The 25,315-nt window shown below is 44.2% G+C and carries 25 protein-coding genes; 23 read left to right on the forward strand and 2 right to left on the reverse strand.

Translation table 11 applies throughout. The features are described 5' to 3' along the window. Positions 1-48: 48 nt before the first annotated feature. The 13 genes from AC3WTL_RS14385 to AC3WTL_RS14445 all read left to right on the forward strand — a co-directional run bounded on the left by AC3WTL_RS14385 (position 49) and on the right by AC3WTL_RS14445 (position 14,130). Entirely contained in the window at positions 49-2,259 is a 2,211-nt protein-coding gene (locus AC3WTL_RS14385; protein WP_492369630.1) for a dihydroxy-acid dehydratase domain-containing protein, read from the forward strand. 63 nt (positions 2,260-2,322) lie between these two features. Then, on the forward strand, positions 2,323-3,090 hold the full coding sequence (locus tag AC3WTL_RS14390; protein WP_492369631.1) for an IclR family transcriptional regulator: 768 nt from the start codon (positions 2,323-2,325) through the stop codon (positions 3,088-3,090). A gap of 147 nt (positions 3,091-3,237) precedes the next feature. After that, on the forward strand, positions 3,238-4,134 hold the full coding sequence (locus AC3WTL_RS14395) for a fumarylacetoacetate hydrolase family protein (RefSeq protein WP_492369632.1): 897 nt from the start codon (positions 3,238-3,240) through the stop codon (positions 4,132-4,134). 4 nt (positions 4,135-4,138) lie between these two features. Then, positions 4,139-4,438 carry a UxaA family hydrolase gene (locus AC3WTL_RS14400; protein WP_048009831.1) on the forward strand — a complete coding sequence of 100 codons (300 nt, stop codon included), beginning with the start codon at positions 4,139-4,141 and terminating at the stop codon, positions 4,436-4,438. After that, a complete protein-coding gene (locus tag AC3WTL_RS14405; RefSeq protein ID WP_492369633.1) occupies positions 4,386-5,600 on the forward strand; it encodes a UxaA family hydrolase in 1,215 nt (404 codons plus the stop codon). The genes AC3WTL_RS14400 and AC3WTL_RS14405 overlap by 53 nt, the downstream gene beginning before the upstream one ends. 415 nt (positions 5,601-6,015) lie before the next feature. Next, complete coding sequence (gucD, locus tag AC3WTL_RS14410) at positions 6,016-7,482, forward strand: alpha-ketoglutaric semialdehyde dehydrogenase GucD (RefSeq protein ID WP_492369634.1); 1,467 nt, start codon at positions 6,016-6,018, stop codon at positions 7,480-7,482. 90 nt (positions 7,483-7,572) lie between these two features. Next, positions 7,573-8,721, forward strand: coding sequence for a galactonate dehydratase (gene dgoD, locus AC3WTL_RS14415; protein ID WP_492369635.1), 1,149 nt, complete (start codon positions 7,573-7,575; stop codon positions 8,719-8,721). A gap of 16 nt (positions 8,722-8,737) precedes the next feature. Then, on the forward strand, positions 8,738-9,649 hold the full coding sequence (locus tag AC3WTL_RS14420) for a dihydrodipicolinate synthase family protein (RefSeq protein WP_252219873.1): 912 nt from the start codon (positions 8,738-8,740) through the stop codon (positions 9,647-9,649). Next, positions 9,646-10,593 carry a U32 family peptidase gene (locus AC3WTL_RS14425; RefSeq protein WP_163142144.1) on the forward strand — a complete coding sequence of 316 codons (948 nt, stop codon included), beginning with the start codon at positions 9,646-9,648 and terminating at the stop codon, positions 10,591-10,593. The genes AC3WTL_RS14420 and AC3WTL_RS14425 overlap by 4 nt, the downstream gene beginning before the upstream one ends. Positions 10,594-10,660: 67 nt before the next feature. Then, on the forward strand, positions 10,661-11,620 hold the full coding sequence (locus AC3WTL_RS14430) for a C-terminal binding protein (protein ID WP_250801153.1): 960 nt from the start codon (positions 10,661-10,663) through the stop codon (positions 11,618-11,620). Positions 11,621-11,638: 18 nt separating this feature from the next. Further along, on the forward strand, positions 11,639-12,523 hold the full coding sequence (locus tag AC3WTL_RS14435; RefSeq protein ID WP_492369636.1) for a fumarylacetoacetate hydrolase family protein: 885 nt from the start codon (positions 11,639-11,641) through the stop codon (positions 12,521-12,523). Positions 12,524-12,528: 5 nt separating this feature from the next. Beyond that, positions 12,529-13,485 carry a sugar kinase gene (locus tag AC3WTL_RS14440; RefSeq protein ID WP_163142153.1) on the forward strand — a complete coding sequence of 319 codons (957 nt, stop codon included), beginning with the start codon at positions 12,529-12,531 and terminating at the stop codon, positions 13,483-13,485. Between the two features lie 15 nt (positions 13,486-13,500). Then, positions 13,501-14,130 carry a bifunctional 4-hydroxy-2-oxoglutarate aldolase/2-dehydro-3-deoxy-phosphogluconate aldolase gene (locus AC3WTL_RS14445; RefSeq protein WP_163142156.1) on the forward strand — a complete coding sequence of 210 codons (630 nt, stop codon included), beginning with the start codon at positions 13,501-13,503 and terminating at the stop codon, positions 14,128-14,130. Positions 14,131-14,228: 98 nt separating this feature from the next. On the opposite strand, the gene larC2 is transcribed toward AC3WTL_RS14445, so the two are convergent. Continuing rightward, complete coding sequence (larC2, locus tag AC3WTL_RS14450; RefSeq protein WP_048009821.1) at positions 14,229-14,684, reverse strand: nickel pincer cofactor biosynthesis protein LarC2; 456 nt, start codon at positions 14,682-14,684, stop codon at positions 14,229-14,231. 61 nt (positions 14,685-14,745) lie between these two features. Between larC2 and larB the strand changes: the two genes are divergently transcribed. Genes larB through AC3WTL_RS14470 form a run of 4 tightly spaced genes read left to right on the forward strand, consistent with a single transcriptional unit; the run spans position 14,746 to position 17,764 of the window. Next, the gene (larB, locus tag AC3WTL_RS14455; RefSeq protein ID WP_492369637.1) at positions 14,746-15,486 is read left to right on the forward strand and encodes a nickel pincer cofactor biosynthesis protein LarB; all 741 of its coding nucleotides are present in this window, start codon (positions 14,746-14,748) and stop codon (positions 15,484-15,486) included. Positions 15,487-15,513: 27 nt separating this feature from the next. Next, positions 15,514-16,236, forward strand: a complete 723-nt coding sequence (gene larC, locus AC3WTL_RS14460) for a nickel pincer cofactor biosynthesis protein LarC (protein ID WP_222498928.1) — start codon at positions 15,514-15,516, stop codon at positions 16,234-16,236. 19 nt (positions 16,237-16,255) lie between these two features. Next, positions 16,256-17,080 carry an ATP-dependent sacrificial sulfur transferase LarE gene (gene larE, locus AC3WTL_RS14465; protein ID WP_163142164.1) on the forward strand — a complete coding sequence of 275 codons (825 nt, stop codon included), beginning with the start codon at positions 16,256-16,258 and terminating at the stop codon, positions 17,078-17,080. A 60-nt stretch (positions 17,081-17,140) separates the two neighbouring features. After that, positions 17,141-17,764, forward strand: a complete 624-nt coding sequence (locus tag AC3WTL_RS14470; RefSeq protein WP_492369638.1) for an urease accessory protein UreH — start codon at positions 17,141-17,143, stop codon at positions 17,762-17,764. Between the two features lie 172 nt (positions 17,765-17,936). Here AC3WTL_RS14470 and AC3WTL_RS14475 read toward each other — a convergent pair whose 3' ends face one another. Further along, positions 17,937-18,392, reverse strand: a complete 456-nt coding sequence (locus AC3WTL_RS14475) for a hypothetical protein (protein ID WP_222498930.1) — start codon at positions 18,390-18,392, stop codon at positions 17,937-17,939. Between the two features lie 282 nt (positions 18,393-18,674). On the opposite strand from AC3WTL_RS14475, the gene AC3WTL_RS14480 reads away from it, so the two are divergent. From AC3WTL_RS14480 to AC3WTL_RS14505, 6 genes are all read left to right on the forward strand, one after another. Further along, the gene (locus tag AC3WTL_RS14480) at positions 18,675-19,541 is read left to right on the forward strand and encodes a YitT family protein (protein WP_163142173.1); all 867 of its coding nucleotides are present in this window, start codon (positions 18,675-18,677) and stop codon (positions 19,539-19,541) included. A 51-nt stretch (positions 19,542-19,592) separates the two neighbouring features. Further along, positions 19,593-19,946, forward strand: a complete 354-nt coding sequence (gene cccB, locus AC3WTL_RS14485; RefSeq protein ID WP_048009814.1) for a cytochrome c551 — start codon at positions 19,593-19,595, stop codon at positions 19,944-19,946. 497 nt (positions 19,947-20,443) lie between these two features. Then, on the forward strand, positions 20,444-21,130 hold the full coding sequence (gene ftsE, locus AC3WTL_RS14490; RefSeq protein ID WP_048009813.1) for a cell division ATP-binding protein FtsE: 687 nt from the start codon (positions 20,444-20,446) through the stop codon (positions 21,128-21,130). Then, positions 21,120-22,013: a permease-like cell division protein FtsX gene (gene ftsX, locus AC3WTL_RS14495; protein WP_048009812.1), complete on the forward strand. Its 894-nt coding sequence runs from the start codon at positions 21,120-21,122 to the stop codon at positions 22,011-22,013. Before ftsE ends, ftsX begins: the two co-directional genes overlap by 11 nt. A gap of 157 nt (positions 22,014-22,170) precedes the next feature. Then, the gene (locus AC3WTL_RS14500) at positions 22,171-23,538 is read left to right on the forward strand and encodes a murein hydrolase activator EnvC family protein (RefSeq protein ID WP_163142179.1); all 1,368 of its coding nucleotides are present in this window, start codon (positions 22,171-22,173) and stop codon (positions 23,536-23,538) included. A 258-nt stretch (positions 23,539-23,796) separates the two neighbouring features. Continuing rightward, positions 23,797-25,248, forward strand: coding sequence for a S41 family peptidase (locus AC3WTL_RS14505; protein WP_492369639.1), 1,452 nt, complete (start codon positions 23,797-23,799; stop codon positions 25,246-25,248). The last annotated feature ends 67 nt before the right edge of the window (positions 25,249-25,315 follow it).

Consider the following 25,315-nt stretch of genomic DNA (forward strand, 5'->3'; position numbering starts at 1 on the left):
TATCTGCAAAAAACTATTCTTGCAGATTGATAGATAAGGAGTGTACATATGACACATTTATACCCGCTTATAGATAATCCTGTAAATCCATACCGTGACAATGTGCAGGGAAAAGCAAATGAACCGATTACGGTAGCTGGACTGCTGGACCGGGCAAAACAGACACTTGGTTCTTCTTATGAAGGAGGAAAGCCGGATTGGACACTCGAGGAAATTTACAACCGCCTTGAAGTAAATGCTCCGCGAATTGCCATTATCGGAGGTTCATCTGATCATCCTGCTCACATCATGGACTATCAGACCTCTGCACGTGCAGCCATCCGCATCTGGCAGAATGGCGGGGTTCCCTTTTACTTTTCCACCCCGGTTATGTGTGATGGCACTGCCCAAAGCAATCAGGGGATGAGCTATTCACTTCAAAGCAGGAACGCTGTTGCCCAAATGGTTGTCAATCAGCTGGAAGCACATAGTTATCATGGTGCATTCGTCATTCAAGGATGTGATAAGCAGCCGCTGGGCGTTGTCAGTGCGCTTGCACATGTTGATCGGGTAAGACGCAGCCGCGGCGAAGCTCCATTTTTTGCAACATTTGCCCCTGCACATGTTCTCGAAGGCGGATCAATTCCGGACGATGTAATCGCAGAGCTTGAAGAGCTGGCGAAAAAAGCTGAATTGACTGGTGCGGCTGATGTGGCGGCTGATTTACGTGACACAATGGCATATATCCTGCAATGTTCATCAAATACAGCCTTCCAGGGTGTGTTCGAGCGTGCATATGAGAGGGGCATCTTAACAAAGGAACAGCATAAGTATTTTGAAATGAGGCTGGCAGTTGCGACATGTGACGGACAGGGAGGGGTTTGTGCCTTTAATGGAACCGGCAATAGTTCCAGACATCTTGTAGCTGGACTGGGCCTTGTTCATCCAGCGGTGGAGCTGCTGACAGATCCGCCGACACAAAGGCAGATCAATTCGGTTCTTGACAGCTTTGCCACTATGATTAATGAAGAAAGGTATGGCGTTTCCAATATTGTGGCTGCCAATATCAAGAATGCGATCCGCATTCATAGTGCATCCGGCGGTTCTACTAACCTGATGATGCATATTGTGGCGGGCATGCTCTATGGCGGATACAATTTTAGTCTATGGGATTTGGACCGGATACATCATGAGCATCCGATTCCGGACTTATTTGACTACAGTCTGACAGAAGGCCGTGATATTTACTCGCTCGCCATGCAGTGCTGCAGCGGAACGAGCAGGGGAATGGAAACGCTGTTTTACGAATTGCTTGAACATGGTGTACCGATGGATCAGGATGCGCCAACAGTTGCAGCCCGAACCTGGAGAGAGCGTCTCGCCATCACAAGAAGCCTCCAGGCATTAAATGTAAAAGAAAATCCTGTTATTTTATCTGCTGAAGCACCGCGAAGGGCATTTAGCGGAGTGGATGTTCTGCAGGGTAACTTCTTTGAAAGCGCAGTGGTAAAAATCAGCGGAATGCCGACACCGCAGCTTGATCAATTCGATGATAAGCTAGCATTTGTTCTTTATTTTGAGAATGAAGATGATGCAAACAGAAGCCTGCTTGACTCGAATCTGCTTAACGATATTAAAAAGGATAAGCTTTTTGACCATAACCTGCTGCTTGAAACACTGAAATATAACAACAGAGCGGAATGGGAACTTTTAAAAGAAGAATCATATGAAAAGCTATTTGACGAGATGGCTGAAAAAGGCATATTGAAAATTTCAGTTGTCATAGCCGGTCAGGGTCCGGTAGCCTTTGGAATGCCGGAAATGTTTACACCTATGCAGCATATTAATGCCAACCGGGTCATGAAAAAGGTCGCAACCATTATCAGTGACGGGCGCTATTCCGGCGTTACATACGGTGCTGCAATTGGACATATGACACCGGAAGGATATGAGGGCGGCGGCATTGGCTTCCTTCAGACAGGTGATGTTGTACATCTTCAGCTTCGGGGACGGCGCATTGATTTTGTAGACAAAACCCAGCTTTTCGCAGGGAAGGTTGTCCATGCCTTTACTGACAGCTTAAAAGCAGATCGCCAATCTCTTGTGGAGGAGAGAAAGCAGAGAATGAAGGCACGCCAGAAGCTGGTTGCAGCAAGCAATCGCATGTATGGCCATACGGATGCTGCAAACGGAGTGGTTCCGCTGGCTGTAGCCGAGGATGCAGTTCTGGATTATGAGACAGATGTTTTGCTTCAAGAAGCAGGCACTGTTACAAATTAAAGAGGCAAGCTCGTCAAAATTCCTGTAAAATTAGGCTAAATAGAACTAGGAGAGTGAGCGGAAATGCCTATTATCCAATCAGTGGAACGTGCATTAAAAATTATGGATTTATTTGACGAGCGGGAAAGGGAATTATCCATTACAGAAATCAGCAAAAGAATGAATCTGCATAAAAGCACGGTTCATTCTCTGCTGAAGACTTTGCAGGAACAGAGATACATCTCCCAAAATGAGGAAAATGGAAAATATCGTCTGGGGCTTAAGCTTTTCGAACGGGGCAATATGGTCCTGAGTAATCTTGATTTGCGGAAAGTTGCCAGAAAGCATCTTGAAAAGCTATCCGCCATGACGAACTTAACGGTCCACCTGGTCATTCTCGATGGACAGGAAGGTGTTTATATCGATAAGGTTGAAGGAAGCGGAGTTACGGTTCTTTACTCCCGCATCGGACGCCGGGTTCCCGTTCATACAAGCGCGGTAGGCAAATCGCTCATTTCAACGAAAACAGATGCCGAACTGGATCAGTTTCTTGAAAACTATCAGTACACAAAACAAACACCAAAATCAATCTCATCGAAAGAAGAACTGCTCTCGGAGATTGCTCATGTCCGCACGGCTGGCTATTCAGTGGATAATGAAGAAAACGAACCGGGCATTGTCTGTTACGCTGTTCCGATCAAAGACTATTCCGGTGAGGTAATAGCAGGAATAAGCATGTCCATGCCTGCTGCTAAAGTAACGGATGAAGTCCGTGAACACCACGTGGGACTCCTGAAAGAGTGCAGTACGAGCATATCGCAGGACCTCGGATATGAGTACCAAAAAATTTAGGTGAGTAAAGTTTACATTCCTTGCCGGCCGGGAGCCTGTTGAGAAGGGTTCCCAATGGTTGGCTTAATGCTGAAGGCAAAGCTCTAATGTATGCAAAATTAATTAAAAATTTAAAAAATGGAAAATAGTCATTCAGGAGGAGTTAACATGAGAATTATCCGCTATCTAAAAGGAAATGAAAAACAACTGGCAGCTGTAACGAATGAGAATGAAGCAGCCGACCTTCCATTCAGCGATTTTATGTCACTGATTGCTAAAGCACGCGAAGATAACAAAACAGCGTTTGATATTGTAAAACAAATTGCCGATAAATCAGAAAAACTGCCGCTTGAAAATCTTCAGTTAACCACTCCAATTGATGCTCCGGAAGTTTGGGCTTCAGGCGTAACCTATAAAAAAAGCAGGGAAGCGCGAAATTATGAAGCAACACAAGGAAAGCTTGACAGAGAAACGTTCTATGACAAAGTCTATGATGCGGTGCGTCCCGAAATCTTTTTCAAGTCAACATCTGCAAGAACGGTAGGTCCTAATGATCCTGTATATCTTCGATCCGATTCCAACTGGCAAATCCCGGAGCCTGAGCTGGGGCTTGTCATTGATAAAGATGGCGAGGTGCTTGGTTATACGGCTGGAAATGATATGAGCTGCCGGGATATAGAAGGGGAAAATCCGCTGTACCTGCCGCAGGCAAAGGTTTGGAAGAATTCCTGCTCCATAGGGCCGGCTATTGTATTGGCCGAGACTGTTTCAGATCCTTATGAATTTCAGATTATTTGCCGCATCTACCGGGATGAAGAGCTTGTATTTTATGGAGATGCCCAAGTCAGCCAGCTGAAGCGCACCCTTGATGAGCTGGTCCAATACCTGGTGCTGGATAACCAAATCTTTGACGGAACGGTCCTTCTTACAGGAACCTGCGTTGTGCCGCCAAACGAATTTACTTTAGCGGAAAATGACCGGATTGAAATTGAAATCCCTGGCATTGGCATCCTGAATAACCCAGTTGTCCAAAGCCAGCAAGTAGGGCAGGCAGCTAAGGGGTGAGCTGATGAGTGAGTACAAGACACTTTTTTTAAATGAAAAGGATAGTGTAGCTGTAGCTCTTTCCGATATACCTGCGGGAGCGGAAGTGATTGTTAAAACAGAGGGCATCGAAAAAACAGTCAGAATTCTTGAGCCTATCCGTTTTGGCCATAAATTTGCAGTCCGGGCCATTCCCCAGGGAGACGACATTATTAAATATGGTGAGGTAATCGGGGCGGCAGTCGCCCCGATCGATGCCGGAGAACATGTGCATGTTCATAACCTTGAAGGCAAAAGAGGAAGGGGTGACAAGATTGTTCAATGAAAAACTTCAGTTTTGGGGTTACCGCCGTCCTGATGGCCGTGTTGGAGTAAGAAACCATGTGCTGATCCTGCCTACGATTACTTGTGCAACGCAAACGGCACAGCGGGTGACGGAGCTTGTAAGCGGAACGGTTACATTCATACACCAGCATGGCTGTGCACAGGTTGGAACCGATTATGACCAGACGGCCAGAACATATGCCGGCATGGGAATGAACCCAAATGTTTACGGTGTGATTGTTCTCGGCTTAGGCTGTGAAACCCATCAGGCACACCGTATCGGCGACGAAATTGCCAAATGCGGCAAGCCGGTCGAGACCGTATCGATACAGGAACATGGCGGCACACTTCAAACCATTGCCGAGGTGGCTAAAATTGCGGTGAAAATGGTTCAGGATGCATCTATGGTGCAGCGTGAGCTATGTGATTTCAGCGAATTGATTGTCGGTACAGAATGCGGGGGCTCGGATGCATGCTCCGGCCTTTCGGCAAACCCGGCTGTCGGGCGTACAAGCGACATGCTGGTTGAACAGGGCGGCACCGCCATTTTAGCTGAAACAACTGAATTAATCGGTGCAGAGCATTTGCTGGCCAACCGTGCAGCTAATGATTCGGTCGCAAAAAAAGCGTATGCCGTCATTAAAATGATGGAAAACCGCTCCATCCAGATGGGTGTTGATATCCGTACCGGCAATCCAAGCCCGGGCAACATTGAAGGCGGGTTGAGCTCTCTTGAAGAAAAGTCGCTTGGAGCTGCAACAAAGTCAGGCACGACACGTTTGGAAGAAGTGATTGACTATGCAGAAAGTCCAACCAAAAAAGGGCTGGTCTGGATGGATACCCCGGGCCATGATATTGAACAGCTAACGGGTATGGTTGCAGGCGGAGCACAAATCGTTCTTTTCACCAGCGGGCGCGGAACACCAACCGGATCGCCGATTGCCCCTGTTATTAAAATCTCGACAAACACACCAATGTTCGAACGCATGAACGAAAACATGGATCTTGATGCCGGAACTATCGTTGACGGCAAAGAAACAGTCGGAGAAGTCGGCGGACGGATCATGAAGGAAATCCAGGCTGTCGCAAATGGCAAATTGACAAAAGCGGAAATATTGAAGCAGCACGACTTCGGAATTTGGCGTATTGGTCCAACATTTTAATAAGAGGTTCTGCAGTTACCGGCTGAAATTAGAAAAAATCGGCTAAATGAACGAAATTACAAGATTTTCTAACTCGAATTAGCGGGCAGGGTAACATTTACCGGCCATTATTAGAAAAATACCGGCCAAACCAGGGCATTTACCGGCCGAAATTAGAAAAATACCGGCCAAACCAGGGCATTTACCGGCCGAAATTAGAAAAATACCGGCCAAACCACCGGATTTACCGGCCAACGGTATTCTGCAGAAACTCAAATTTGGTTCATCTTTGCAGGGTTATTTCAGCATCCAAAGACCCGCAGACCCAAATGCGCCGAACGTCGGACCGCCACCAGTTGGAACAGCCCATGAAGCAGATATCAGCAGGCAAGTTTATAGGAGCTAAAAAAGCCTATTAAAAAGGAGAGATTATAGCATGAAAACGACAATCGAAACAAAAACATACAGCAACTTCATTAATAACGAATGGAAAGAATCCGCATCCGGAAATGTTATTGAAAGCATTAACCCTGCTACAAAGGAAGCAGTCGGCTACGTTCAAAAATCGACTGAAGAAGAGCTGAACCAGTCTGTAGAGGCGGCATTCAATGCGAAGAAAGTATGGCGCAAGCTTGGCCAGGCAGCAAGAGGACAGCTATTATTCCAGACAGCAAACATCCTTGAGTCTAGACTGGATGAAATTGCGGAGAGCATGACAAGGGAAATGGGAAAGACCCTTCCTGAAGCAAAAGGAGAAACAGCCCGAGGCATCGCCATCCTCCGTTATTATGCAGGAGAAGGAATGCGCAAAGAGGGGGACGTGATTCCATCAACTGATAAAGATGCCCTTATGTTCACAAAGCGTGCTCCCCTTGGAGTTGTAGGGGTTATCACTCCTTGGAACTTCCCGGTTGCGATTCCAATCTGGAAAATCGCGCCTGCACTTGTGTACGGAAATACAGTTGTATTCAAGCCTGCGAGCGAAGCGGCTGTCACTGCTGCTAAGGTGGTAGAGTGCTTTGCAGAGGCCGGCTTCCCTGAAGGTGTCTTAAATTTTGTAACGGGTTCAGGCTCTGAAATCGGCCAGGGATTGATCGATCATCCTAAATTGAATGCCATTACTTTTACAGGGTCAGAAAGTGTCGGACAAAGCGTAGCGAAAGCAGCTGCTGCGCGCGGAATCAAATTCCAGCTTGAAATGGGCGGAAAGAACCCTGTTATTGTTGCGAAAAATGCCAACCTTGACCAGGCGGTTGAAGCGGTCATCAGCGGCGGATTCCGCTCATCTGGACAAAAATGTACGGCTTCAAGCCGCGTTATCGTAGAAGCCGATGTTTATAACGAATTCAAGCAAAAGCTTATCGAAGCTTCTGAAAAAATCACAGTCGGAAACGGCCTTGAAGAAGGCATCTGGATGGGGCCTTGTGCAAGCGAAAGCCAATTCAACACATTCAATAAGTACGTTGAAATCGGTAAAAATGAAGGAGCCAGACTGGTTCATGGCGGCGAAGTATTGAAAGGCGGAGAATATGATAAAGGCTTCTTCGTAAAACCGGCGATTTTTGAAGAAGTGACACCAGACATGACGATTGCACAGGAAGAGATTTTCGGGCCAGTGATTGCTCTTATTAGAGCCGTTGACCTGGAAGAAGCAATCGAAGTGGCAAACAATACAAAATATGGATTGAGTGCATCGATCTTTACTTCCGATATCAGCTCGATCCTGGAATTCATCGATGAAATTGAAGCGGGTCTCGTCCGGATCAATGCGGAAAGCGCCGGTGTAGAACTTCAGGCGCCATTTGGCGGAATGAAGGCTTCAAGTACAGGCTCACGTGAACAAGGTGAAGCTGCAAAAGAATTCTATACAGCCATTAAAACAGTTTTCATAAAGGGCTCTTAAACCGGCTAATTGAGGAAAACCATTCAAACCTAAAAAGGAGATTTCCAAAATAGAAATCTCCTTTTAATAAAAAAGTTGTGAGGTGCCCATATGAAAATTACGAAACTTTCATTATATAAAGTTCCGCCGCGCTGGCTGTTTTTAAAGATTGAAACAGATGAAGGCATCTCCGGCTGGGGAGAGCCTGTTGTCGAAGGGCGCGCTGAAACCGTGAAGGCAGCTGTCAATGAACTGTCAGATTATATCATTGGCCGCAATCCTAATGACATTGAAGATATATGGCAAACATTGTACCGTGGTGGTTTTTACCGTGGCGGCCCAATTTTGATGAGTGCGATCTCCGGGATCGAGCAGGCGCTCTGGGATATTAAAGGCAAGTATTACAATATACCAGTCTATGAAATGCTCGGGGGCAAAGCGCGCCAGAAGATTAAAGTGTATTCCTGGATCGGAGGGGACCGGCCGGCTGAAGTTGCTGCGGAAGCAAAAGTAAAGCAGGAACAGGGCTTTCAAGCGATTAAGATGAATGCCTCTGAAGAAATGAACTACATAGACAGCTTTTCAAAAGTGGAAGCGGTTATTGAGCGTGTGGCTTCCATTCGTGAGGCACTCGGCAAGGACTTCGGCATAGGGGTTGATTTTCATGGCCGCGTTCATAAAACCATGGCCAAAACATTAGTGAAAGAGCTGGAGCCATATCGCCCCATGTTCATTGAAGAACCGGTGCTTCCGGAAAATAATGAGGCTCTGCGTGAGATTGCCCTGCATACAACCTGTCCAATTGCCACCGGTGAAAGGATGTATACACGCTGGGGATTCAAGCAGCTTCTGCAGGACGGATATGTAGATATTATCCAGCCTGACCTTTCGCACACAGGCGGTATTCTGGAAGGAAAGAAAATTGCCGCAATGGCTGAGGCGTATGATGTGTCGATTGCACCGCATTGTCCTCTTGGACCAATGACACTGGCATCTTCGGTTCATCTGGATGCTTCTACTCCAAATTTCATCATCCAGGAACAAAGCCTGGGCATTCACTATAACCAGGGAATGGACATTCTCGATTATATTAATAATCCTGAAGTATTCGCCTATAAAGATGGCTATGTAAACATTCCGGTTCAGCCTGGACTAGGTATAGAGATTAACGAGGAAAAAGTAAAGCAGGCAGCGGAAGCCGGACATGATTGGAAAAATCCTATTTGGCGCCATGAAGATGGCAGCATTGCTGAATGGTAAATGAGGAGGAAATCGAATGAGCTTTCATGGAATTATTCCCCCGGTTGTCACTTTATTTGATGAAGCGGGAAATTTGGATTTGGAGCTGAATAGAAGGTATCTTGATAAGCTGATTTCTCAGAATATTCATGGGATATTGCTGATGGGCAGCTCAGGTGAGTTTTCTTCTCTTTCCATCGAAGAGCGGAAGCTTTATGTCAGGGAAATGATTAAACATATCCATGGGCGCGTAAAAGTTATGGTTGGTGTGGGCCATACAGCTCTTAAGGAAGTCCTTGAACTGACTTCTTATGCAGAGGAACAGGGAGCAGATGGTGTGCTTGTTGTCAGCCCTTACTATTGGAAGCTTTCAGATGATCAGCTTTATCGCTTTTATTCAACTGTTGCCAGTCATACAGAGCTCCCCGTGTTTATTTACAATATCCCGCAATTAACCGGCCAAAATTTGCCGGTTGAGCTAATCGTCAAATTGGCCAAAGACTATCCGAACATTTCTGGCATTAAAGAAACTGTCGGTGATTTTGGCCATATCCGGCAGGTAATTACAGAAGTGAAAAAGGTCCGTCCTGAATTCCTTGTTTTCTCAGCCTTTGACGAGCATATGCTCCCGGCCCTGATGATTGGCGCCGCTGGCAGCATCAATGGCAGTGCTGTATTTGCTCCAGAAGTCTCAGTGGATTTATATGAATCTTATCAAAGAGGGGATTTAGCCGAAGCCCGGACTAACCACCAGCAGATCTCCAAGCTGATGGATGTTTATACGTATTGCCCGACCTTTTTTACAACGATGAAAGAAGCTGTTCATCAGCGCTGGTTTGAAACAGCAGCGGGGCATCGTGTTCCGTTTGATGTATACCCTGCCGATTTACGTGAAAATGTTCGAAGTTTATTAAAAACTATTGAAACGAAAGAAGGCGTCCAATTATGAAAGAATCCCGCGAATTGCTTGAACAATTAGGCTACCCATCCAGCGATTTTCAAGAATTGCCGACATCGTCAAAAAGATTCCCCGACGGTGCACAATACCGGGTTGAGATTCCAAGTGTTGAAGGGCCTGAAGCGTTAAAAGCCACGCTTGAAGAAATCGATCGCCTTGGCTTGACGATTCACCGTGTCTCACAGGGAAGCGGCATTATGCTTCAGACAGATGAGGAAATCAAAGAAATGTGCGAACTGACAGCAGAACGAGGAATGGAGCTAAGCTTATTTGTAGGCCCAAGAGGCACTTGGGATATCAGTGCAGCTCCGTTTACATCGGGGGGCAAATCACAGGCGCTTCGCCACGAGGGAGCGGATCAGCTTGTTTATGCCATGGAGGATTTAAAGCGCGGTGCTGAACTGGGCTTGAGAGGCGCACTTGTAGCTGATGAAGGACTTCTTCTATTAACAAAAGAAATGAAGAAAAAGGGCCAGCTCCCGGAAGACTTCGTTGTAAAGGTATCAGTGCAAATGGGCTCGGCAAACCCTGTTTCAGTAAAACTTATGCAGGATATCGGAGCAGATACGTATAATGTACCTTCCGCCTTACCGCTCGCAAAGCTTGCTGCCATCCGCCAGGCCATTGATATTCCGATTGATTTGTACGTGGAGGTTCCGGATAATTTCGGCGGTTTCCTGCGCTACTACGAAATCCCGGAAATCATTCGGGTGCTCGCTCCAGTTTATATTAAATTTGGCCTTCGCAATCACCCGGATGTGTATCCTTCCGGAAAGCAATGGGAAAGCACGAATATCTCACTCGTCAAAGAGCGTGTACGACGTGCTTCTATTGGTATCCAAATGATTGAACGCTACTATCCGGAAGCTGTTACTTCAAAGCTTGGTGCAGAAGGGCTTGGGGTTCCGAAGGCTGAAAAAACGCTAGCTAAATAATTTTCAATCCCTGAACGGTTCCAATCCGTTCCAGGGATTTCTTACTATTATTCCAGGGGTGAAAAGAATGGCATTTAAAGTACTTTTAACAGACTATGAATTTGAAAATCTCAAATATGAGGAAGACGTATTTAAAGAAAGCGGCCTTGATATTGAATTCGTCAAAGCGCAGTGCAAAACGGAAGATGAGGTGGCCGAGCAGGCCAAATATGCAGACGCCATTTTAAATCAATACGCACCAATCTCCAGACGTGTAATAGAATCCCTTGAGAATGCCAAGGTGATTTCCCGCTATGGTGTTGGTGTGAACACGATTGATTTAGATGCAGCCAATGAAAAGGGCATTACCGTTGCTAACGTCCCTGATTATGGGATGGAAGAGGTATCAAACCATGCACTGGCTCTTCTTTTATCATGGGCCCGTAAAGTGACTCTATTAAATAATGAAGTGAAAAAAGGAAACTGGGATTTCAAAGCCTGTGTCCCTATTCACCGTTTTAACAGCCAAACAGTAGGGGTTCTTGGATTCGGGCGCATTCCACGAAGGTTTATTGAAAAGGTAAAGCCTCTTGGTTTTAAATTGGCTGCATATGATCCCTTTGTTTCCGCAGAGGATATGGCATCTGCCGGAGTGCAGAAAATGGAGCTGGATGAAATCATAAGGGAAGCCGACTATTTGTCGGTACATGTTCCGTTAATTAAGGATACCTTCCATTTATTAAATGCAGACCGATTTAGCCAAATGAAGAAAAATGCTGTCATCATTAACACTGCACGAGGTCCGATCATTGATGAAAAGGCCCTGATAGAAGCGCTTGAAAATGGCATTATAGCAGGTGCCGCTCTCGATGTAGCCGAAGAAGAGCCAATTAGCATCGATAGCCCGCTTCTTCATATGGATAATGTCATTATTACTCCGCACAGCGCCTGGTATTCAGAGGAAGCCATGGTGGAGCTAAGACAAAAGGCCGCGAAAAATATCGTACAGGTTTTAAAAGGTGAAAAAACACCTTATGCCCTTACGTAAGAAAGGATAGTGCCGAATATGAAACTTGCTGCTTTCACGATTAATTCTCAACAGCATATTGGTGTTGTTCAGGGAGATAAAGCCATCAGCTTAACAATACTTGCCGGAAATCAATTTCCTTCCTGCCTGAAAACCTTTATAGAAAGAAGTGAAGAACTGCTGCCGCTTGCTGAAAAGCTTATTAGCCAGGGTACCAATGAGGGAGCTGTTTTTCCAATATCCGATGTGAAAATCCTTCCGCCGATGCAGGCTCCGGAAAAAATCATTTGTGTTGGCTTGAATTATATTGATCATTGCAGAGAAACCGGAATGGAGCCGCCTGCTTCACCGGTGATCTTTTCAAAATATGCGAATGCCATCGTCGGCCATCATGACGCGGTGGAGATTCCTATCAATTCAAGTGAAGTTGATTTTGAGGCAGAGCTTGCTGTTGTCATTGGAAAGGAAGCTAAGCGGGTAACGGAAGAAGAGGCAAATGATTATGTTTTTGGCTACACGATCATGAATGATATTAGCGCACGCGATTTGCAATTTAAGGACGGACAATGGTCCCGGGGTAAAACAGCCGACACCTTTGCGCCAACAGGACCAGTGATCGTGACAAAGGATGAAACAGGGGATCCGCATAGTCTATCAATCTCACTCGAACTCAACGGGGAAATTATGCAAGATTCCAATACAAGCAACCTGATATTCACCATACCGCAGATTATTTCCTTCCTATCGCAGTCTATGACGCTAAGACCGGGTGACTTAATTGCAACAGGAACGCCTCCAGGAGTTGGAATGGGCCGGGATCCAAAGGTGTGGCTGAAAGACGGTGACAAAATGAGCATTACCATTGAAAATATTGGAACACTATCCAATTCCGTAAAAGGTGATTCACAGAAGAAAGAGGGCTGATAGACATGGATGTAGTAACAATCGGGGAAACGATGGCTCTTTTTACACCGAATGAGGAGGGCATGCTTCGCCATGCCCATTCTTTTTCTATGAAATTTGGCGGGGCAGAGTCCAATGTCGCCATCGGATTGAGCCGTCTCGGACATCGTTCGAGATGGATCAGCCGTCTTGGGGAGGATGAATTTGGTGATGCAATGCTGTCATTCATCCGCGGCGAAGGAGTGGATGTTTCCTATGTGACGCGCGATCAAGATGCGCCGACAGGCGTATTTTTTAAAGAGTTCAGGCGCATGAATGACACACGTGTCTATTATTATAGAAAAGATTCTGCGGCCAGCAGAATGAATGCCGACTGGCTTTTGGATGAGTCCATTTTAGATGCTGAGTACCTTCATCTTACAGGCATTACGCCAGGGCTCAGCCCCTCATGCAGGGAAATGCTTGAAAAAGCAATCCGGATAGCAAAAGGAAATGGAACGAAAATCGTTTTTGATCCAAACCTCCGTTTGAAAATTTGGCGTGATGAAGCAGAAGCACGTCAATTTTTGAAAAAATATGCTTCTGAAAGTGATATAGTTCTTCCGGGCATTTCCGAAGCAGAGTTTCTGTTCGGCGCATTATCACCTGAGGAATATGTGGAGAACTTTCATGATCTTGGGATTGAAACAGTCATTATGAAATTGGGAAAAGAAGGATCGCTGATTTCATCTTCAACGGGTTTGGTGAAGAAAATTCCAGGCTTTATGGTTGAGCGGGTAATTGACCCGGTTGGAGCGGGTGATGCATTTGCTGCAGGTGTTCTTTCAGGACTGCTGGACGGAAAAATGCTTGAAGAAGCAGTACTGCAGGGCAACGCTATGGGAGCAATGGTAACAATGGTGAATGGCGATGCAGAAGGCTTGCCAACTCGATCTGATCTTGTGTCCTTTATGAATGGCAATCTGGAAGATGTTACGAGATAAAAAGGAGGAAAATCAGTGAGCAAGTTAGAAGAGTTAAAGAAGAGCAAGATTGTTGCTGTTATTCGCGGTGCAAGCCAGGATCAGATTTTGCCCATTGCTCATGCGCTGCTGGCCGGCGGTGTCAGCACATTTGAGATAACAGTTGAAACACCAAAGGTTTGCTCGTTAATAGAAAAAGTAAGAGAAGAGTTTGGAAACCAGGCAATCGTAGGGGCAGGGACTGTGCTGGATCCTGAAACAGCGCGTGCAGTCATTATGTCTGGAGCGGAGTTTATCTTTTCGCCAATCGTTCATGCGGAAACCATTAAACTGGCAAAACGTTACGGTGTACTCAGTATCCCTGGTGCCCTCACCCCAACTGAAATCCTGACAGCCTATGAAAATGGCGGAGATCTGATAAAGGTGTTCCCAGCCGATGTCATGGGTGTCTCTTATTTCAAAAGCCTGCAGGGGCCGCTTCCGCATATTCCGCTGATGCCAACCGGGGGTATTGATGTCAAAAATATCCGGGAATATTTAAAAGCGGGGGCAGTTGCCGCAGGAGTAGGCAGTTCGTTAGTAAATGCAAAAAATCTAAATTCGGATGAGGATTATTTGAAACTGACTGAAAAGGCAAAGGAATTTTCTGAATTAATAAATTCTTGAATCGTTGGCAGTTTCGGAAGCTAATTCAAGTCAAAAGGACCTGCCATTTGGATAGGTGGAGGTCCTTTTGCCAGATTGTTGGATTAGTTGATTTGGATTTATTTCAGCTGCTTCCAAACCTCTTGAAAAACCAATTTTAATGGTATTCCGTATTGCTCAGATATAGCTTTGCAATCACTGAATTCCGGGGCTTGCTGAACAATTTCACCTTGCATCAGCCCCTCTTTAACAGAGACGGTCCCCCATGGTGTTTCAACCTTTCGAAATTTTCGGCCAAGACGATTTACAGAAAGTGGGTAGTATCGCACGCCCAATGTGGTGGTTTCTCTAAAAATGATATTCATCATCTCGGATTTTTTCTTATTTTCACACAAAACCTGGAGCATGGTACCCGGCCGATTTTTCTTCATGTAAATCGGTATATAAAAGACATCATTGGCCCCGGATTGAAACAATAAGTCCATAACATGTCCCAGCCATTCTCCAGGAATGTCGTCCAGATTTACTTCAATTTTGATCATGTCATGATCAGTATGCTCTTGGCCATGCTGCATTTTTTACGAGCCTCCTTAAGCTGGTATAAATTTTAGATGAAGAAAAGAAAGGAAGAAATGAATGCAATCTTATACTACACATATTTTAGCACAATTAAAAAATGGCCATCTTTCAATTGAGGAAGCTGAGGAACAATTGAAGGGCTTTACAGATTACGGATTTGCCAAAGTGGACGATGAGCGTGAATTCAGACAAGGATTTCCTGAGGTTATCTTTGGGGCAGGTAAAACCAAAGAACAAATTTTACATATATTTAAGCATTTGGTTTATAAGGGGAATACCGTTTTAGCTACAAGGGTTGACCCAAAATCTGCAGAAGAAGTATGCAGGCAGGTGGATGGAGCTTTATATGATTCATCCGGCAGAACACTTTTGTATAAGCCTGAGGATTATGAACTGAAGACGGAGAAGAAAATTGGGGTTATCTGTGCAGGGACTTCTGACATTCCTGTGGCCCGGGAGGCAGAAGTGACGATTGAAGCTATGGGACACCATTACGCAAGTTTTTATGATATTGGAGTAGCGGGGATTCATCGTTTATTTGCGCAAATTGACGAGATTAAAAAGTGTGATGTGTTGATTGTTGTAGCGGGAATGGAAGGTGCACTTCCCAGTGTAGTCGGGGGATTGGTATCCACTCCTGTTATAGCGGTTCCGACCAGCATAGGATATGGTGCACACTTAAATGGCATTACATCTTTGTTAAGCATGCTTAACACATGTGCTTCCGGCGTAACGGTGGTGAATATAGACAATGGATTTGGTGCAGGCTATTCAGCTTCTTTGATGCTAAGAGTCTAAACATAAAAACAAAGCGGGGTAAATGTAATGAACATATTATTTATAGATTGCGGTATTTCCGGCATTGCCGGAGATATGTCTCTGGCAGCCTTCACAGAATTGGGCGTTGATTTATCAATTGTAGAAAGAAAGCTTAAATCTGTAATTAAGGAAGAGTTTTCGCTAGGGACAAAAAAGGTTGTAAAGAAGGGGATCTCCAGTACGGAATTAGTCATTCAAACAGAAGAAGAAAAACACTCACACCGCCACTATACACACATAAAAAAAGCAATTGAAGAATCTGACCTTGAAGAGGCAGAAAAAGAAACGGCCTTAAAAATGTTTGAAACGATAGGGTCAGCAGAGGCAAAAATACATGACAGCACTCTCGAAAAGGTGCATTTCCACGAAGTTGGAGGTGTAGATTCGATGATTGATATTATAGGTACCGCAATTGCTTTCAATACATTAAACATTGAAAAGGTAGTCTGTACTCCGGTTGCTGCAGGAAATGGATATATCAAAATTGCTCATGGCCTTTATCCTGTGCCAGCCCCGGCAACATTGGAAATTCTAAAAGATATTCCATTGCGGAAAACTGACATTCAAAGTGAATTGACGACACCTACTGGTGCTGCCATTGTCCGTACCCTGGCTAATGAGTTCGGGAACATGCCTTCCATGAAAGTTCAGAAAATAGGATATGGCGCAGGGTCAAAGGATTTCAAATCCCACCCAAATGTTGTCAGGTTTGTGATCGGAGAACAATAACGGGAGGGGAAGTGTCCAAATGAATATACATAACAGTTTAGTCAAAGAACAAAAGCTAAAGGAAATACTTTCAGAGATGGAACGGATTATTATTGCATTTTCAGGAGGGGTAGATAGTACCTACTTATTAAAGGTGGCTTTAGATACATTAGGAAAAGAAAATGTGCTTGCTATTACAGCTGACTCGGAATCTTTTCCTCCTTCCGAGCTGGAAGAAACTATTCGAATCGCCAATGCCATTGATGCCCCGCATCAAATTATTAAGATGTCAGAACTCTCCATTCCCGGATATTCGGAAAATGATTCAAACAGATGCTATTACTGTAAAAAGGGACTGTTTGAAAATTTGTATCCAATTATGATTGAAAAAGGTTATCATAACTTGACTTTTGGTCTCATTAAAGATGATTTAGGAGAACATCGGCCTGGTGTGAAGGCTGCTATTGAAAAAAATGTAAGAGGCCCTCTTGCCGAGGCTGATATTACGAAAGACGATATCAGGATCCGTTCCAAGGAGCTGGGACTTGATACATGGGACAAACCCTCACTAGCATGTTTATCCTCCAGAATAGCATATGGTGAAAAAATCACAATTGAGAAGTTGAGGAAAGTTGATGAGGCCGAGCAGTTTATTAAGGGATTTGGAATCAAGCAGGTCCGTGTCAGAGTTCACAATGAAATTGCAAGAATCGAAGTTGATCCGTCAGATATGAATGAACTCTTAAAGTATCATAAAGAAATCTCTGAGCAATTAAAATTGATTGGATTTAAATATACAGCTATGGACCTGGCCGGGTATAAAAGCGGAAGTATGAATAAATTGCTGGAAGGAACATCTATATAATGAATGAACTTAACTGTATTGGAGAGGGAAAAACGGAATTTTGCCTCTGGGGGAATTTAGATGCTTGAGAGCGGATTACTTTCTATATTATTGCTTGGTTTCACATTAGGAATAAAACATTCAACAGAGCCCGATCACATTATCGCGGTTTCAACAATTGCAAGCCAGACAAAGCGCTTGGTTCGCTCTTCGCTCTCAGGTGTTTTCTGGGGGCTGGGCCACACGTTAATGCTCCTGATATTTGGGGTAACGGTTATAGCACTTAATCAGCATATTCCTGGCCCTCTTGCTCTTTCTCTTGAATTGGCAGTGGGCATAATGCTTATATATCTTGGCTTTACTGGCTTTAAGGACAATAAACAGCAAAGGCCGAACACAAAGCATTATCATAAGAAGTCTTTTATCATTGGAGGGATTCATGGTCTGGCTGGCAGTGCAGCTTTAGTTCTATTAACAACTGCACAGGCTCAAACAGAGCTGCAAGCTTTTCTTTTTATCCTCATTTTTGGAGCAGGAACAATTATTGGAATGCTTCTCTTTACTACTGTTCTTGGGTTGCCCTTTTTAATCACTTCTCAAGCTCAAAAGAAAATACACTCAAATCTTATAAGGATCTCTTCAGCAGCAAGTGTACTATATGGGGTTTATTATATTTTTGAGGTTGGCAGTGATTTATTTCTTTAGAAGTTTAGGTCGCAGGGTAATTAGCAAGTGATGAGTAGGTTATTAGTATGTTTAACGATCGAGATTGGGTTCGCCTCAGGATTAAATGCAAGAAAGCCTATGCTGGCCTATTACCGGCATAGGCTTATTTTTATGGGATTTTAACTGAGCTAGCCGGTGAATGGGGAGTGCTCTAGGAGTGGATACGCTTTTTGAGCTGGTTAATTTCAGTTTCATGGACTCCGCTTTTTTTACTAAGGTGTTCTATATCAATTTTTGTACCCATCAATGTATCCGAAATTACATGGAAAGTCTCTTCATGATGATCCAGCTTAGTTTCAATATGCTTAAAATGGCTTCTGAATTCAGTAGCATTATTTTCGATTTGTTCAGAAAGTACTTCAATTCTATTTTCCACATTCCCAAGCCTGTTCTCAACATTCTCCATTCTGCTTTCCACATTCCCAAGCCTGTTCTCAACATTCTCCATTCTGCTTTCAACATTCTCAAGCCTGTTCTCAACATTTCCAAGTCTGCTTTTAACATCAGAGATTTCATGGTCAATCGAATCAAACCTCTTATCAATTGAATCAAACCTCTTTGAATGGTCCTTCAATGTACTTAAAATTTCATTAAGAATCTTCTCCAATTTTCTCACCTCCTTTTCGACATTATACCACATGCCGCTGCATTTCATGCTGATGAGAAGGCGGCCTGGAAGTATTCTTCCACAATGTTCATAAACATTTCACACATTAATATTGCATGATAAATTGAACGCTTTTATCGCAACATAATGAAAAGGCAGAGCAGAGTCCTTTAATACGGCAGTTCAATGGCATTTACAGGCCTCAAACTCCATGCTATACTCACTGACGGTAAAAATGGAATATCGTATTCTGCATAGATCTGGACACCGGAGGGAGAAGAAATGGGCAAATATAAAAGAGGATATATTTATAGTACAAAAGCGGAGAGATTGCTGGAGTATTTATACGTTTTGATAGGGTCGGGCATTGTTGCGATCGCGTTTAATGTGTTTTTGCTGCCCAACCGGATTGCATCAGGCGGGGTAAGCGGGATCAGTACAATCCTGGATGCAGTTGTTGGCTGGGAGCCAGCTTATGTACAGTGGGCATTTAATATACCGCTCTTTATTGCTGGTGTGCTGCTGCTTGGAAAACAATTTGGAGCCAAGACTCTGGCCGGGACAATTTTCCTGCCGTTTGTTGTGTTCCTGACAAAGGAATATGAGCCATGGACATCTGATCCGCTGCTCGCATCGCTGTTTGGCGGAATTGGCGTCGGTCTTGGTTTAGGAATTGTTTTCAGGGGTAAAGCATCAACAGGAGGGACAGACCTTGCAGCACAGATTATTAACAAGTATACAGGTTTGTCTCTTGGCACTTGTGTTGCGATAATCGATGGATTGATCGTATTGTCGGCTGCGATTATTTTTGACATAGAGCAGGGGCTGTATGCCTTAATTGCTTTATATGTAACAAGTAAAACAATTGATCTGATCCAGCTTGGTTTCAGCCGGACAAAGATGGCTTTAATCATTACTGAAAATCAAAGTGAAGTTCGTGAAGGAATTTTGAATAAAATTGACCGCGGTGTGACAAAACTATCAGCATACGGTGGTTATACCGACCATGAACGTCCGGTCCTGATGTGTGTAGTGGATCAGACAGAGTTCACAAAATTGAAACAACTGGTTCAAACCATTGATCCTACTGCATTTATCATTGTTACGGATGCTTCCGAGGTGTTGGGCGAGGGTTTCAAACGAGCGTAGTGTTGGTATAATATAGCTGTACTTAGTATTTTTTCCTGAGGGGGAATTATAGTGAAAAAGAAGCTATTAGCACTACTAATGGGTACATCTTTAGTTCTTGCAGCCTGCGGCGGAGGAGACGATGCTGCTGAAGACAAGGACACTTCTACAAACGGCGGCGGCGAAACAACAACGGATACGGCTGACGCTGGCGATGCACAAAAGCTTTATGAACAGAAATGTTCAAGCTGCCACGGTGCAAATCTTGAAGGCGGTGTAGGACCTGCGCTTGATAAAATCGGTGCAAACCTATCACAGGAAGATATTGAAAACACGATAGCTAACGGTAAAGGAGCAATGCCTAAAGGATTGCTTCAGGGAGAAGAAGCTTCTGCTGTAGCGTCTTGGCTGGCAGGCAAGAAATAAGAGGATTCAAGTGAAAACGTTCTGTTTACCAGAGCGTTTTTATTTTTTTCGCTAAGCGTTTTATGGCTTAATATAGACACCGCTTATCCACCAAGCTGCGTCAAAACCTAAGTTAAACTCCCCGTATTGAACAAAAGCTGCAATAACCAATCTCAAATCCAGGATAGCTTCACAGAATTTATGACAAATATCGAGTAAATGCAATATGAAAAAAGAAGGAAAAATCAGTCGATTTTGAAAATAAAACACTAGGATATTAAAGAAATTAAGGAAAAAAGTAACAATAGTATCAGGATTGAAAAGAAACTGTAATAATTTTTTCCGTTATTTTGACAACTTATGATGTTATAATGGGTTGTGTGAGAATTTTAGATGGCTAATTAGGCAGTATTTACAAGTATTTTGTCATCCTCTATGTCGAAAGGATGTCGTTTTTTAGCGAAACAAGCCATCTGCTATTTAAATTCTTAATACACACTAGATGCTAGGTGATATATATGATCGAAATGAAAGACGTATATAAGAGATACCCCAATGGCGTTACAGCTGCCAGCGGGATAGATATTCATATTAAGCAAGGTGAGTTTGTTTATGTAGTAGGGCCGAGTGGTGCCGGGAAATCCACTTTTATCAAAATGATGTACCGGGAAGAAAAGCCTTCGAGCGGAACGATAACCATTGACGGAGTGAATCTGGCTACATTGAAGAATGCAAAGGTGCCGCTAATGCGCCGTAAAATAGGTGTCGTTTTCCAGGACTTTAAGCTCCTCCCGACACTGACAGTTTATGAGAATGTCGCTTTTGCTCTTGAGGTTATTGAAGAGCATCCGAAGAATATTAAAAAACAAGTTATGGAAACATTGGACCTTGTAGGTTTAAAACATAAGGCAAGGATGCTTCCGACCGAACTGTCAGGCGGGGAGCAGCAGCGTGTTTCCATCGCCAGATCAATCGTAAACTCTCCAAAGGTCGTGATAGCGGACGAGCCTACAGGAAACCTTGACCCGGATACCTCATGGGAAATCATGAACATCTTCGATGAAATCAACACGAGAGGAACGACTGTGGTCATGGCAACTCATAATAAAGAAATTGTTAACACGATTAAGCACCGCGTTATTGCCATTGAAGGCGGAAGAATTGTGCGTGACGAGCAAAGAGGTGATTACGGCTATGAAAGCTAGAACATTGGGCCGGCACTTCCGCGAAAGTTTTAAAAGTCTCGGGCGAAACGGCTGGATGACATTTGCTTCTGCAAGTGCGGTCACAGTAACCCTCATTTTAGTTGGCGTATTTTTCGTCATTATGATGAATCTCAACAAGGTGGCTACAACCATTGAAGAGGACGTGGAAATCCGCGTTCACATCGATGTTGCTGCAAATGAGCAGGATCAGGAAGTTTTACGGCAAAAAATCGAAGGAATACCCGAAGTCAAAACAGTTGAATACTCAACTAAGGAAAAAGAGCTTGATAGTTTAATAAACAGCCTTGGTGAAGAAGGCGAAGCCTTCAAACTGTTCGAACAGGATAATCCGCTGAACGATGTATTTATCGTAAAGACGAAAAACCCGGCAGACACAATGAAAGCTGCAAAGCAGATTGAGAAAATGGAATATGCGGCAAAAGTAAAATATGGGCAGGGGCAGGTTGAAAAACTATTCAACTTTATCAATGCCGGACGAAACGTTGGCCTTGTGCTGATTATCGGCTTATTATTCACTGCCATGTTCCTGATTTCCAATACCATTAAGATTACGATTATGTCACGAAGAAAAGAAATTGAGATTATGAGATTGGTAGGAGCAACCAACTCGTTCATCAGGTGGCCATTCTTCCTTGAAGGTTTATGGCTTGGGCTGCTAGGATCCATTATTCCTATTGCGCTTGTTTCATCAGCATACTATTACGCCTATGATTATTTGGCGCCAAAGCTTGAAGGACATTTTGTCAAGCTGCTGGAGTTTAGTCCGTTTGTCTATCAGATTTCCGGGCTTCTTATCCTGATGGGTGCCCTCATTGGTGTATGGGGAAGCTTAATGTCAGTCAGAAAGTTCCTGAAAGTATAAACAAGCTTAGAAGGCCCTGCGGTGGGGGGAACCTGTCCAGGCGCCTTCAAGCTTCATTATATTAGACGATTCAGAAAAGCTAAATGTTTCAGACTTGGATGAAATATAGAACGATTAACCTGTACATATGGTGTTCATTGAAAGGAGAAATCGGAAATTGAAGAAATCCATCATCACATTATCATTAGCTGCCGTTCTGGGTTTTGGCAGCATAACAGTTGGGATGCCTATTGAGAAGGCGTCTGCAGCAAATAAACTAAACGATCTAAACAGCCAGCAGGAAAAAATTAACCAGCAACGTTCCGGAGTAGAATCTAAGTTAAACGATACAGATAAAAAGATCAGCGAAAACCAGAGCGAGCAGCAATCTGTACAAAGTGAGATTGAGCGTCTGGATAAAGCGATCAGTGATGCTTTAGCTAAAATTGAAGAAAAGAATCAAGAAATTGCAGATACAAAAAAGGAAATTGAGAAACTTGAAGCAGAAATTAAAGTATTAGTAGAGCGCATCAAAAAGCGTAATGAACTATTAAAAGACCGTGCACGCAACTACCAGGAAACTGGCGGAATGGTGAGCTATATTGATGTTTTAATGGGTGCGCAGAGCTTTGGAGATTTTGTTGAACGGGTTGGAGCAGTTGCAACAATCGTAGAAGCTGACCAGGAAATTTTACAAGCGCATCAGGCGGATAAAGACGAGCTTGAGAAAAAACAGAATCAGGTAAAAGAAGAGCTAGCCTCTTTAGAAAAAATGCGTGCAGAGCTTGAAGGCATGAAAAAGAGCTTAAACGCACAAAAAGCAGAGAAAGATAAATTACTTGCATCTCTAAAGCATAAAGAAGAGGAAATGCATGCTCATAAGCTCGAATTATCCGAAGAAAATGAGATTCTTGCAGCTCAGGAAGCAGCGATTCAAAAAGCGATCAAGCTAGAGCAGGAAAGACAAGCAGAAGCAGCAAGACAAGCAGAGGCAGCAAAACAAGCTGAACTGGCAAGACAAAAGGCTGCAGCAGAAGCGGCTAAGAAGAGCTCTTCATCAACTGGAAGCAGTTCATCAGCCGGAAGCAGCTCCTCATCTGACAGCGGATCTTCAAGCAGCCCGCAGGTATCTGCACCTTCTGTAGCAAGCGGTGCCTGGACAAGACCTGCATCAGGAAGACTTTCTTCCGGTTTCGGCAGCCGTTCATTAGGCGATCATTTTGGAGTAGATATTGCTTCAGGCGGCACAGTTCCGATCGTGGCGGCAGCCGATGGTGTTGTCATCCGTTCATATTACTCCAGCAGCTACGGAAATGCGATTTTCATTGCTCACTCTGTAGGCGGACAAACGTATACTACCGTATATGCTCACATGAGAAGCCGTTCTGTCGGCTCTGGCCAGACAGTTTCTAAAGGCCAGCAAATCGGTATCATGGGTAATACTGGACAATCTTACGGTCAGCATCTGCACTTTGAACTTCACAGAGGTTCTTGGAATGCAGCAAAATCAAATGCGATTAATCCTGTAGGCATTGTGCCTCTATAAAAATAGCGTAAAGTGGAAGGAGCATAGCTTCTTCCACTTTTCTTTTACCCGAAAAGAGGGTCTTTAATCCTATTAGACGTCTGTTTTTAAAATACTCTCAAGCAAAAGAAATCATAACTCGTCCATACCAAACATAGGATGAAATAAGCGAAGACATCCCGCTCCCTTTGCGGGTTGTTTTTATTTATTTAAAAGTCGGGGAAGAACGCAGACGCTGAAAATATACAGGAACGCAGCAAACTGGAAAGGGAGATGACGATGAGCAGAAGATGGATCGCCGTGCTGATGACGGGATCATTGCTGACAGGGGCTGGCGGTACATATGCAGGCATGCAGTGGCTGGCAAAGGAAGCTCCGCAGATAGGAGCCCCAAATCAATTACTGGATTCCAAGGAAAACGGAAAACAGTTAGATCAAGAGAAGGTTGAAAAGATGGAAACAGCCTATCAGCTGATTTTGAATAGCTATGTGGAAAAAGTAGAGGAGAAACAGCTCGTGGAGGGAGCCATCCAGGGCATGCTTGCAACCCTCGAAGACCCATACTCCGTTTATATGGATGAAGAAACGGCAAAACAATTCAGTGATACATTGGAATCTTCTTTTGAAGGAATCGGTGCGGAAGTCAGCATGGTGGACGGAAAAATCATCATTGTTGCGCCTTTTAAGGACTCACCGGCGGAAAAAGCGGGGCTAAAGCCAAAAGATGAAATCTTAAAAGTGGACGGGGAAAGTGTGAAGGGTCTTGATTTATATAAAGCGACCATGAAGATCCGCGGTAAAAAAGGCACAAAGGTAAAGCTTGAAGTTGCGCGCCAGGGATTAAAGGAGCCTTTAAAGGTGGAAGTAAAAAGAGATGAAATTCCTCAAATTACTGTTTACTCAGAAATCAAGAAGGAAAGAGGAAAAGAGGTTGGGTATCTGGAGATTACCTCCTTTTCCGAAGACACATCCAAAGAATTTGCGAAGCAGCTGAGTGAAATGGAACAGGAAGGGATCGAAGGGCTTGTCATTGATGTCCGCGGAAATCCCGGCGGTCTCCTGACCTCTGTTCAGGAAATCCTGAAGGAATTGGTTACGGCTGACAAACCATATTTGCAGATTGAGAAGCGGAATGGGGAGAAGATGAGGTATTTCTCCACACTTGAAAAGCCAAAAAGCTATCCGATTGCCGTTCTTGTGGATAAAGGAAGTGCCTCTGCATCAGAGATTCTGGCCGGCGCATTAAAGGAAGCGGAGGGTTATGCCATTATCGGTGAGAAATCATTTGGAAAAGGGACTGTTCAGCAGCCTGTTCCGATGGGTGACGGCAGCAATATCAAGCTCACTTTATTTAAATGGCTGACGCCAGACGGAAACTGGATTCATAATAAAGGAATCAAGCCTACTCTTGAGGTGAAACAGCCGGATATCTATCAGACTCATCCTTTGCAGGTGGAGAAGCCTTTGGAGATTGATATGAATAATGAAATGGTGAAGAATGCACAGGAAATTCTGGCCGGACTCGGATATGCCCCGGGCAGGACAGATGGCTATTTCAATGATTCCACTGAAGCAGCAGTGAAAGTCTTTCAGCAGCAAAAAGAGCTTGAAGCAACCGGCCGGATAGACAAGAAAACCGCTGCATCGCTTGAACAGGCCGCCATCGAAGAAATGAAAAAAGAGCAGAACGATTTGCAGCTGCAGATGGCTTTGAGATATATAGCCAAATAGTGACAGGCACCACCCGAATTTTGCCGATTGAAGCAGGAGGAATTTTCCTTCTGCTATTTTTTATTTA

The sequence above is a fragment of the Cytobacillus sp. EB106-05-05-XG126 genome, assembly GCF_058791715.1.

Coding starts and splice junctions, on each gene's coding strand:
- AC3WTL_RS14470 (WP_492369638.1), top strand. CDS start 17,141: ATGCTTGAGAGCGGATTACTTTCTATATTATTGCTTGGTTTCACATTA.
- AC3WTL_RS14400 (WP_048009831.1), top strand. CDS start 4,139: ATGAGTGAGTACAAGACACTTTTTTTAAATGAAAAGGATAGTGTAGCT.
- larB (WP_492369637.1), top strand. CDS start 14,746: ATGCAATCTTATACTACACATATTTTAGCACAATTAAAAAATGGCCAT.
- AC3WTL_RS14395 (WP_492369632.1), top strand. CDS start 3,238: ATGAGAATTATCCGCTATCTAAAAGGAAATGAAAAACAACTGGCAGCT.
- AC3WTL_RS14505 (WP_492369639.1), top strand. CDS start 23,797: ATGAGCAGAAGATGGATCGCCGTGCTGATGACGGGATCATTGCTGACA.
- larC2 (WP_048009821.1), bottom strand. CDS start 14,684: ATGCAGCATGGCCAAGAGCATACTGATCATGACATGATCAAAATTGAA.
- AC3WTL_RS14430 (WP_250801153.1), top strand. CDS start 10,661: ATGGCATTTAAAGTACTTTTAACAGACTATGAATTTGAAAATCTCAAA.
- ftsX (WP_048009812.1), top strand. CDS start 21,120: ATGAAAGCTAGAACATTGGGCCGGCACTTCCGCGAAAGTTTTAAAAGT.
- AC3WTL_RS14425 (WP_163142144.1), top strand. CDS start 9,646: ATGAAAGAATCCCGCGAATTGCTTGAACAATTAGGCTACCCATCCAGC.
- gucD (WP_492369634.1), top strand. CDS start 6,016: ATGAAAACGACAATCGAAACAAAAACATACAGCAACTTCATTAATAAC.
- AC3WTL_RS14385 (WP_492369630.1), top strand. CDS start 49: ATGACACATTTATACCCGCTTATAGATAATCCTGTAAATCCATACCGT.
- AC3WTL_RS14390 (WP_492369631.1), top strand. CDS start 2,323: ATGCCTATTATCCAATCAGTGGAACGTGCATTAAAAATTATGGATTTA.
- larE (WP_163142164.1), top strand. CDS start 16,256: ATGAATATACATAACAGTTTAGTCAAAGAACAAAAGCTAAAGGAAATA.
- AC3WTL_RS14405 (WP_492369633.1), top strand. CDS start 4,386: ATGTTCATAACCTTGAAGGCAAAAGAGGAAGGGGTGACAAGATTGTTC.
- AC3WTL_RS14480 (WP_163142173.1), top strand. CDS start 18,675: ATGGGCAAATATAAAAGAGGATATATTTATAGTACAAAAGCGGAGAGA.
- AC3WTL_RS14420 (WP_252219873.1), top strand. CDS start 8,738: ATGAGCTTTCATGGAATTATTCCCCCGGTTGTCACTTTATTTGATGAA.
- dgoD (WP_492369635.1), top strand. CDS start 7,573: ATGAAAATTACGAAACTTTCATTATATAAAGTTCCGCCGCGCTGGCTG.
- larC (WP_222498928.1), top strand. CDS start 15,514: ATGAACATATTATTTATAGATTGCGGTATTTCCGGCATTGCCGGAGAT.
- AC3WTL_RS14435 (WP_492369636.1), top strand. CDS start 11,639: ATGAAACTTGCTGCTTTCACGATTAATTCTCAACAGCATATTGGTGTT.
- ftsE (WP_048009813.1), top strand. CDS start 20,444: ATGATCGAAATGAAAGACGTATATAAGAGATACCCCAATGGCGTTACA.
- AC3WTL_RS14440 (WP_163142153.1), top strand. CDS start 12,529: ATGGATGTAGTAACAATCGGGGAAACGATGGCTCTTTTTACACCGAAT.